This window comes from Synechocystis salina LEGE 00031 (assembly GCF_015207985.1).
GTDB classification, from domain to species: Bacteria; Cyanobacteriota; Cyanobacteriia; order Cyanobacteriales; family Microcystaceae; genus Synechocystis; species Synechocystis salina.
In genome coordinates this window covers 1-9,376 of record NZ_JADEVV010000086.1, presented here as the reverse complement: position 1 = coordinate 9,376, position 9,376 = coordinate 1, and the positions used below count along the sequence as shown (strand labels likewise).

Below are 9,376 nucleotides of genomic sequence, written 5' to 3'. Positions count from 1 at the left end.
TCTCAAATTATCTGGTGCTCAATGGTCTCCCAAGAATGTTAACCGAATGCTACGCCTGCGCTGTGCCTATCTTAATCACGCCTTCTCTATGAGTATTTATGCTTGCTGACAAACTGGGATGCTCCCAAATAAATTGGCTATGGCCGGGTTAAGCAGAAAATAAGAAAAATTAAACCAAAGCAAAAGTATCTACAATTATTAGGGATTTGAGGAAACGAGAAAAGTCAGAGTTCGACTAAAAAGGTAGCCGACCCAACAACGCAGTCAGCCCTTCCACTTGTTGATACAGTTCCATCAGGCGATCGCCGTTGACGTGGAGTTCCGGGGTGGGGTAATTTTCCAGCACTTCGATGAGCCTTACCTGATTATCTTTTTCCGCAGAAGTAATAATGGCCCCCCGCAGGGCTTCTTTATTGTCCCGCTTGGAAGGAGTGTGGATTACCTGACCCACCTGATTGAGCACATATTCTCCGGCAAAACTGTTAAGCACCCGGGAGAGGGTAACCGGATCTGCCTGAAACGGTTGATTGAGCCAACCCCGCAATTCCTCTGGGTCCTTGTTGGCCATTTTCAAATAGGCTTTAAGGGAAGGGGATACTTTTCCTGTGCGACTCAATTCTCCCAACTCTTCAATGGAGACGGATTCTCGCAAAACGCTATAGGTCAGCACCACCCGTTCCGCTGCAGCTAGGGGGAGAGTTCCAGATCCAGCTACCAAGCTAGCAAACATTAAGCCCAAATAAAAGTGAGGAAAACGCACATTCATAACCACTAAACCTATATATCGACAGAAAATCTTCTCTCTATACTAGAAGAATAATTTTAATGATTGTCACGTCCGAGGGCAGTGGAATGAGTGTCGCCTTTAATCCCCAAATTATGACCGCCGTGGAGCAGTTAGACTATGTGGTCACGGTGGGGGACGTGGCCAGCCAGGCTGGACTAGAAATTAACCAAACCCAACAAGGGTTACTGACCTTGGCATCGGAGGTGGAGGGCCATCTCCAAGTGGCGGAATCCGGCGAGATTGTGTTTGCTTTTCCCAAGCAATTCCGTAATATTCTCCGCAATAAATATTGGCGCTTGCGGTTTCAGAGTTGGCTCCAGAGTATTTGGCAGGTGTTGTTTTACCTGATCCGCATTTCCTTTGGTATTATCCTTATCCTTTCGATCCTGTTGATGTTGGTGGCCATTATTGCCATTGTCATCGCTGTCAATTCCAAGTCGGACAATGATAACGATGGGGGCTTTAACTTTTCCGGGGGAAGCAATCGCAGTGGCGGTGGTGGTGGTGGAATATTTTTCTGGCCGGGGGATATTTTTTGGCTGCTCAGTCCCGATGGTGGCCGGCAAAAACGGGACAAGAAAAAGTCTGATAAAAATAAAAACGAGCTGAACTTCCTCGAAGCGATTTTCTCGTTCCTCTTTGGGGATGGCGACCCCAATGAAGATTTGGAAGAAAGACGCTGGCAAACCCTGGGTAGTTTAATTCGCAATAATGGTGGGGCGATCGCCGCCGAACAGGCCGCCCCCTATTTGGATAATGTGACCAAGTTCAACCGGGAGAATGAGGACTACATGATTCCTGTCTTGGCTCGCTTTAATGGCTACCCCCAGGTTTCCTCCAACGGTGAATTAATCTACACTTTCCCCGACCTCCAAGTCAGTGCTCAGGAGCGCCAATCCACCACCCTAGCTTCCTACCTGCGGGAAAAACCCTGGAAATTTAGTCAGGCTTCTGCGGGACAAAAAATAGCGGCGATCGCCTTAGGGGGAGTCAACCTAGTTTTGGCCTTGAGTTTGGGAGTCATGCTAAAAACCTACGGGGCTGAGCTTGATTTGGGAGAACTGGTTTATTTTGTCCAGAGCATCTACGGCCTCCTGGTGGCCTATGCGGTGGGCTTCCTAGCCATTCCCTTGGTGAGGTACTTCTGGCTACAACAACGTAATCAAAAACTGGAACATCGCAACGGCGATCGGCAACAGCGGGCCAAACTTCTACAACCGCCCTCCCCCCCCCTCAAAGCTAAACTAGAATTTGCCCAGGATTGGGCCACTAGCACCGTCATCACCCAGGCGGACATCACCTACCGCACCGACCAGGATTCCCTGGAGCAGGAGTTTAAACGCTTTACCCCAACCCAGGGGGACTGACAGTAACATAGCCCGTACCCCTAGCATTTTTTCGGTGCAGTGGCCAATTGTTTCTGAGAAGCGTTAACATAAGTTAACAACTGTTTATTATCCACCACATCCATTGCTAGCTGGTGGAATATGATAACTACACTCACTATTGGAGAGTTCTAGCGTGAGCAAAAATAATAAAAAATGGCGTAACGCGGGCCTATATGCCTTGCTGTTGATTGTCGTTTTAGCGTTGGCATCGGCCTTTTTCGACCGTCCGACCCAAACTAGAGAAACCCTCAGCTACAGCGATTTCGTCAATCGGGTAGAAGCTAATCAGATCGAACGGGTTAACCTCAGCGCCGACCGCACCCAAGCCCAAGTGCCCAACCCCAGCGGTGGCCCTCCCTACTTGGTTAATCTGCCCAACGATCCAGACTTGATCAATATCCTCACCCAACACAACGTGGATATTGCCGTCCAGCCCCAGAGCGACGAAGGCTTCTGGTTCCGCATCGCCAGCACCCTATTTTTGCCCATCTTGCTCCTGGTGGGGATTTTCTTCCTCTTTCGCCGGGCTCAGAGTGGCCCTGGTTCCCAAGCCATGAACTTTGGTAAATCCAAAGCACGGGTGCAAATGGAACCCCAAACCCAAGTTACCTTCGGGGACGTGGCCGGTATTGAGCAAGCCAAACTAGAACTCACCGAAGTGGTGGACTTCCTGAAAAACGCTGACCGCTTTACCGAATTGGGAGCTAAGATTCCCAAAGGTGTGCTCCTGGTGGGCCCTCCCGGTACCGGTAAAACCCTGTTAGCCAAAGCCGTTGCGGGGGAAGCTGGAGTACCGTTCTTTTCCATCTCCGGCTCAGAATTTGTGGAAATGTTTGTCGGTGTGGGAGCCTCCCGGGTGCGGGATTTATTTGAGCAAGCCAAAGCCAATGCTCCCTGTATTGTCTTCATCGATGAAATTGATGCCGTTGGTCGTCAACGGGGCGCTGGTCTCGGTGGTGGTAACGATGAGCGGGAACAGACCCTCAACCAATTACTAACGGAAATGGATGGCTTTGAAGGCAACACTGGCATCATTATTGTGGCTGCCACTAACCGCCCCGACGTACTGGACTCCGCTTTGATGCGTCCCGGTCGTTTCGATCGCCAAGTGGTGGTAGACCGTCCTGACTATGCTGGTCGTCGAGAAATCCTCAATGTCCATGCCCGGGGCAAAACCCTTTCCCAAGATGTGGATTTGGATAAAATTGCCCGCCGTACTCCCGGATTTACCGGTGCTGACCTGTCCAATCTGTTGAACGAAGCCGCTATTTTAGCCGCCCGTCGCAACCTGACCGAAATTTCCATGGACGAAGTCAACGATGCCATCGACCGGGTGTTGGCTGGCCCCGAGAAGAAAAATCGGGTAATGAGCGAAAAACGCAAAACCTTGGTGGCTTACCACGAAGCTGGCCATGCCTTGGTAGGAGCTTTAATGCCGGATTACGATCCAGTGCAAAAAATTAGCATCATTCCCCGGGGCCGCGCCGGTGGTTTAACCTGGTTCACCCCCAGTGAAGACCGCATGGAATCAGGTTTATACTCCCGCTCCTATCTGCAAAATCAGATGGCCGTTGCCCTGGGAGGCCGCATTGCCGAAGAAATTATTTTTGGCGAAGAAGAAGTCACCACCGGTGCTTCCAATGACCTGCAACAGGTAGCTCGGGTGGCCCGCCAGATGGTAACTCGTTTTGGCATGAGCGATCGCCTCGGGCCTGTGGCCTTAGGTCGCCAAGGTGGGGGGATCTTCATGGGAAGGGACATTGCTTCGGACCGGGACTTCTCCGATGAAACTGCCGCTAGCATTGACGCTGAAGTAAGTCGATTGGTGGATCAAGCCTACCAACGAGCCAAGGAAGTATTAGTGGAAAACCGGGGCATCCTTGACCAACTAGCGGAAATGTTAGTGGAGAAAGAAACCGTTGATTCTGAAGAGTTGCAAACTCTCCTAGCCAGTAACAATGCCAAATTAGCTTTGCTCGTTTAGTAATTAAACCCCAGCAAACCATTAAAGCTTAGGCGACCATATAGCCCCCTTTCTGAGTAGTGGAGAGGGGTTTTTTATTGAGGCATAAAATAGGTCGCAGTGAAAGAAGTTTATGACCAGTTGAAATAAAATTAAGCTGTCAACATTTTTTACAAGAATTGTGTTGATTATCCTATTTTTGGTTAAATTATCTATAAAAAATAACCGGCACTCATTAAGCTAGATTGCTTCGCTGTCCCTGTCCCACATCGTCCAAAGTTTTGCCGTTGGTTTCAATACGAAAAATAAAGGTAATTAATGCCCCTAGCATGGCCGCAACAGCCAAGCAGTAGAGTAAGTTATTGGTGCCAATTTGTTGTTGTAAAACCGGGAAGAAAAAAGCTGTAATGACAGCCCCCACCTTGGCAAAGGAGGCCGCAAAGCCAGCTCCAGCACCTCGAATCTCCGTAGGAAAAACTTCCCCTGCTAAAACGTAGGTCATAGCATTGGGCCCTAGGTTATTCATAAAGTTGAAAATCATAAATCCACCGAAGATCAGTAATGTTTTCAATTCATGGGTGGGGGGCACATTGGTGGAGAGGGCGGCAATACTCAACCCCACAGCACAGCCAATAAAGCCAATAATCTGTAAGGAAATTCGGCCCATAATGTCCACCAGGGGAATGGACACCAGAAAACCAACTACCAAAAATATGTCTATCACACTAGCTCCCGCCGTCGCATTTAAATCCTGGGTAATTAAATCTGGAGAGCTCTGGGTAAATAGGGTGGCGAGGATAGTCGGAGTGAAGATGCCAATGCCGTAGGTTGAAAGGTCCTGTAAAAACCAGGGAACCGCAGTCAAAATTGTGGCCCGGAAATAACGAGGGGAAAATAAATCTAGAAAGTTTTTTTTACGTTGTTTGCCGTCTTTTTGTCCTGATTGGGGTAATGCACTAATTCTAACTGGACGTTTGAGTAACAAACTAGCGGAACAGTTAGCTTCCCCCCAGCGCTCCCGGGCCATGAGCCAATGGGAACTTTCGGGCAGGGTCATCCGCAACAGGGTAACCAAAATGCCTGGAATGACTAGAATTCCATACATCCAATGCCAGGATTGTATTTGCGGGTCAATATCGAGAATTGCTAACCCTAGTAGAACTCCACCAAGGGAACCAAGGGATTGGAAGCTAAAGGCTGATAGCACCATGCGGCCCCGATAACGACTAGGAATTGCTTCTGAGACAACTAAATGGGCTGTGGGATAGTCTGCCCCTAGGGAAATACCCACACAAAAAAGGAAAAAAATTAAGGTTCCTGGGCTCCACGCCACGGCCGTTAGGGCAATGAACAGGGAAAATAGCATCATTTCTACGACGAAAACTAACTTCCGACCCAGGCGATCGGCTAGATTCCCAAATAGGGATGCTCCAATTAAAATGCCAAAGAGACTGGCGGCGGCCACTGAGCCTTTGAGGTCTGAAGATAGTCCAAAATCTTTTTCAATTAAGGGCAGAGCCACTCCGGTGGTGAAAACAACTATGCCCTCAAAAAACTTCCCCATGGCGGCGGCGGCCCAAATGCGCCATTGCATAGCACTAAGGGGGCGGGGGGGAGTTTCATCGATGTAATTTTGCAGGCTTTTGCCTGGCACGTTCTCCATTGGCGTTGATACTGTCATTTTTATAGTTAGTTAAGTTCAGTTTCTAAAGTAAAGATTAAGCAGAAATTATGATGAGCATAGTGCAAATTATGATGTCCTGGCTGCATCAATTTTCGTGTAAACTGAGCTAACTTCCACGAATTCTGCAATAAATAACCATTTTTACCTAAAGCCGAGCAATATTTAGTTTTAGTCCCAGATATAGCCAAAATTGAACGAAAATTCGACTGATATTTCCAATTTTAGGCTTTTTTGTCTTTTAATGAGGCTAAATCCGGTGACATGAAGTTGGAAATCTTGGTTGGGTAGTAATCTTTTTGAATTTAAAGTCATAGTGGAGGAACGACTACTTGCATTACAACGAAGCAATGATGGAATTTTCCGCTTTCCATCTAGGCGGGGGCTCCCTAATGTTTTAAGATGGTGGAGGTCTTGCGCGGGTATAGTTTAGTGGTAAAACGAAAGCCTCCCATGCTTTAGTTGGGGGTTCGATTCCCCCTACCCGCTTTGTTTCTTGACAAAATTTTAATCGAAGCCCAAGATTTTTTCGGCAGGGTTATTCCCAAGCGGCTCTGGATTTGACGTGGTGCTTAGCCCACCACTTTGCTTTAAAAGGTGACTGGGGCAGTATTCCCCTCACATTTTGGCGATCGCCGTCCATGGAAAACCTGTTTGTTAGACTTTGCTGACAGGCCCTAATCTAGGTCAATGGTGTTTCGATTCTACTCGACAGTACTAGCAATTATTTGGAGCAACGGCCTGATCACTGTCGTCGGGCTAGTCCTAGCTCAGTCCGCCAGGGCAGAAACTTTTAGTGCTGATTTTCCCCCTCCCGATTTTGCTGTGGATTTATTACTAGGACAGGGAACTCCGGTGATGGAAACCACACCTCCTGAACCGAGACAAACGGAGGAAGATAACCAGACCGCCACACCTTCTGAGCCAACACCGGCCAATTTGAGCAATGAGGATGACTTATTCGAACGGGTATTCGGTCGCCCCCGCCCCACTGGGGTACAACGGTTGGTGGCACCGTTTTTCATCAACGACTTGCAACAGGGACAAATTGTGGTGTTTGTTTCCCTGGGAGGGAGTAGTAGCCTACAAATCACTGCCTCTACTTTGTTGTCGAAAATGGAAGAGTATGCCAGACCTGATATACAAACAAGGTTGGCTGATTTGGTGGACGACAGTGGCAATTTAACTTTGGCGGCTCTGCAAAGTGTTGGTTTAGATGCCACCTTCAATGACCAGTTATTGGAGCTGAGGATTATTATTCCTCCTAATCTCCGCAAGACCATTGTTTATGGCTCCGGTAATTTACAACTTCCGCCGGGGGCAGCTACCGCCCTACGTCCGAGCAATTTCAGTGGTTTTATCAATTTAGTTGGGACCCAACCCTATGCCTGGGACGGCACCGGTGACTTGGGCCGCCAAGCTCTGAATTTTGGCGTAGAAGGGGCCCTAAATTATCAAGGCTGGGTGCTGGAGGGTAGTGCTAGTTTTGCGGAGCAGAGCAATAACCCCTGGACCCGCTCCGATATTCGTTTGGTAAAGGATGATCCGGATAATGCCGTCCGCTATGTTTTTGGTGATTTGTTTAGCACCGCCCGTAGTTATCAGTCCTTTGTGCCCATGGTGGGATTTGCGATGTTCCGCAATTTTTCCCTCCAGCCTTATTTGACTACCAGGCCCACAGGGCAGTTTGAATTTTTGTTGGAAAGTCCAGCCAGGGTGGAAATTTTTGTCAATGGACTTTTGCGGCAAACCTTACAATTACCGGCGGGGCGTCAAGATATTCGTAATTTTGGGCTGAATACGGGGCTCAATAATGTGACAGTGAAAATTACCGACAGTGCGGGGCGAGTGGAGGAGCTATCCTTTTCAGCGCCCCTAGCGACGGATCTGTTGGAGGTGGGCTTGAATCAATTTGGCTTGGGGGTAGGGGTCCCAGCCTACACCACCAATGGGGTGCGTAGCTATGACACTTCCCGGCCCATTATTGGCGGCTTTTACCGGCAGGGTATTACTTCTACCCTCACCCTGGGGGGTTATCTACAAGCGGCAGGTTCCCAGCAGGTGATTGGCATGGAAGGCACCCTGGCCACTTCCGTGGGCAACTTTGGTTGGGATGCGGCCCTGGAGAATGATGGCAACGGTTTAGACCATGCCTTCCGACTACGGTATCAATTTTTGGCCCTGGGGGGGAACCAAGCCCGATTACCTAATTTTGGTTTGGAAGTGGAATATTTGGGCCCCTATTTTCAGCGTTTTGGTAGTTTTCCCATCGGCTTTACCCCGGATCCATTGGACTTTTTCGGCACTGCCACCAATGATATTTCCTGGTCTTTTGGAGCCAACTATAGTCAAACTTTAATCGATGGTTTGGGCATTAACCTCGGTTTGGGTTATCAGCTTGGTAGTTTCGGCCAGCCCAATGCCTACCGAGCGGCGATCGGTTTCACCACTAATTTAGGAAGGGGTTTACAAGTTAATTTGACCCTGAATAATCGCTTAGACCAGTCGGGACAAACAGAAACTCAGGTATTGTTCAACTTTTTGCAAACCTCCCAGTTCCAATCCCTCACGGCCCGTAGTAACCTGAGCAGTCAACGGGAACAGGCCAGCACCCTCACTTGGACATCCCGTAGTCCCGCCCAATATAACAGCGTTAACACCACCGTTAATTTGAGCAATAATCCCAATCCCGGCTATTTTGGCACTGGCCTAGGGCTGACTTACCGAGGCTTTGTGGGGGATATTAACCTCAACCATGACTATGACCAGTCTAGTCATCGCACTAACTTAAATTTTGGTACGGCCTTGGTTTATGCTGATGGACGTTTTGGCTGGAGTCGACCGGTGCGGGATAGTTTCGTCATTTTTAGCCGTAACCCCAATTTTGCTGATCAGCTAGTATTAATCAATCCTGGCTTATACGGTCCTGTGGCGGAAGCTAATTATGTCGGGCCCGGGGTAGTGCCGGATCTAAGCTCCTATACTTTAACCACCATGCGGGTGGACGCTCCTAATATGCCCCTTGGCTATGACTTGGGCAATGCCGTCTTTAATTTGTTGCCTAGCTATAAAAGTGGCACTTTAATCACAGTGGGTACGGAATCCACCGTGTTTTTGCGGGGGACTTTGGTGGATAAAGCGGGGGAACCCATTGCGCTTCAAGTGGGGCAAGTTAGGTCTTTATCCGATCCCAGTTGGTCGCCCTTGGAGTTGTTCACTAACCGGGCGGGACGATTTGCGCTGACAGGGCTGGGGCCAGGGGAGTATGAATTGCAATTGTTCAGTGATCCTCCCCGGACCATTCGTTTTGAGATTCCGGCCGATAAAACTGGTATTTATGACATGGGTACTGTGACTATAGGAGATTAATACAATTTATGGTGTCTTGACTCCCATTATGGTCTCTCGTATTGCCTCTTGATATTTGTCTTATAGCAAAGATTGCTAAGGTTAGGACATAATATAGGGAAAGAGTTAGGAAAAAAGCGATGCCAGCCCCCTACAGTATAGATCTAAGAGAGAAAGCGGTAAGTGCAGTAGAAAAAGGAGAGAAGAAA

Annotated in this window: 5 protein-coding genes and 1 tRNA gene; 4 read left to right on the top strand and 2 right to left on the bottom strand. The window is 48.7% G+C overall.

The features are described 5' to 3' along the window. Positions 1-235: 235 nt before the first annotated feature. Positions 236-766: an alpha/beta hydrolase gene (locus IQ217_RS18265; protein WP_199309681.1), complete on the bottom strand. Its 531-nt coding sequence runs from the start codon at positions 764-766 to the stop codon at positions 236-238. 86 nt (positions 767-852) lie between these two features. On the opposite strand from IQ217_RS18265, the gene IQ217_RS18260 reads away from it, so the two are divergent. Together IQ217_RS18260 and ftsH3 are read left to right on the top strand one after the other, a co-directional pair. Beyond that, positions 853-2,154, top strand: coding sequence for a hypothetical protein (locus IQ217_RS18260; RefSeq protein WP_338116577.1), 1,302 nt, complete (start codon positions 853-855; stop codon positions 2,152-2,154). A gap of 154 nt (positions 2,155-2,308) precedes the next feature. Continuing rightward, positions 2,309-4,159, top strand: coding sequence for an ATP-dependent zinc metalloprotease FtsH3 (ftsH3, locus tag IQ217_RS18255; RefSeq protein WP_190598292.1), 1,851 nt, complete (start codon positions 2,309-2,311; stop codon positions 4,157-4,159). Positions 4,160-4,373: 214 nt separating this feature from the next. Here ftsH3 and IQ217_RS18250 read toward each other — a convergent pair whose 3' ends face one another. Beyond that, positions 4,374-5,819 (bottom strand): MFS transporter, encoded by a 1,446-nt coding sequence (locus IQ217_RS18250; RefSeq protein WP_228024289.1) that lies wholly within the window; start codon positions 5,817-5,819, stop codon positions 4,374-4,376. A gap of 418 nt (positions 5,820-6,237) precedes the next feature. Between IQ217_RS18250 and IQ217_RS18245 the strand changes: the two genes are divergently transcribed. Then, a tRNA-Gly gene (locus tag IQ217_RS18245) sits at positions 6,238-6,308 on the top strand. A gap of 201 nt (positions 6,309-6,509) precedes the next feature. Next, entirely contained in the window at positions 6,510-9,188 is a 2,679-nt protein-coding gene (locus tag IQ217_RS18240) for a fimbria/pilus outer membrane usher protein (protein ID WP_194021304.1), read from the top strand. Positions 9,189-9,376: the final 188 nt, after the last annotated feature.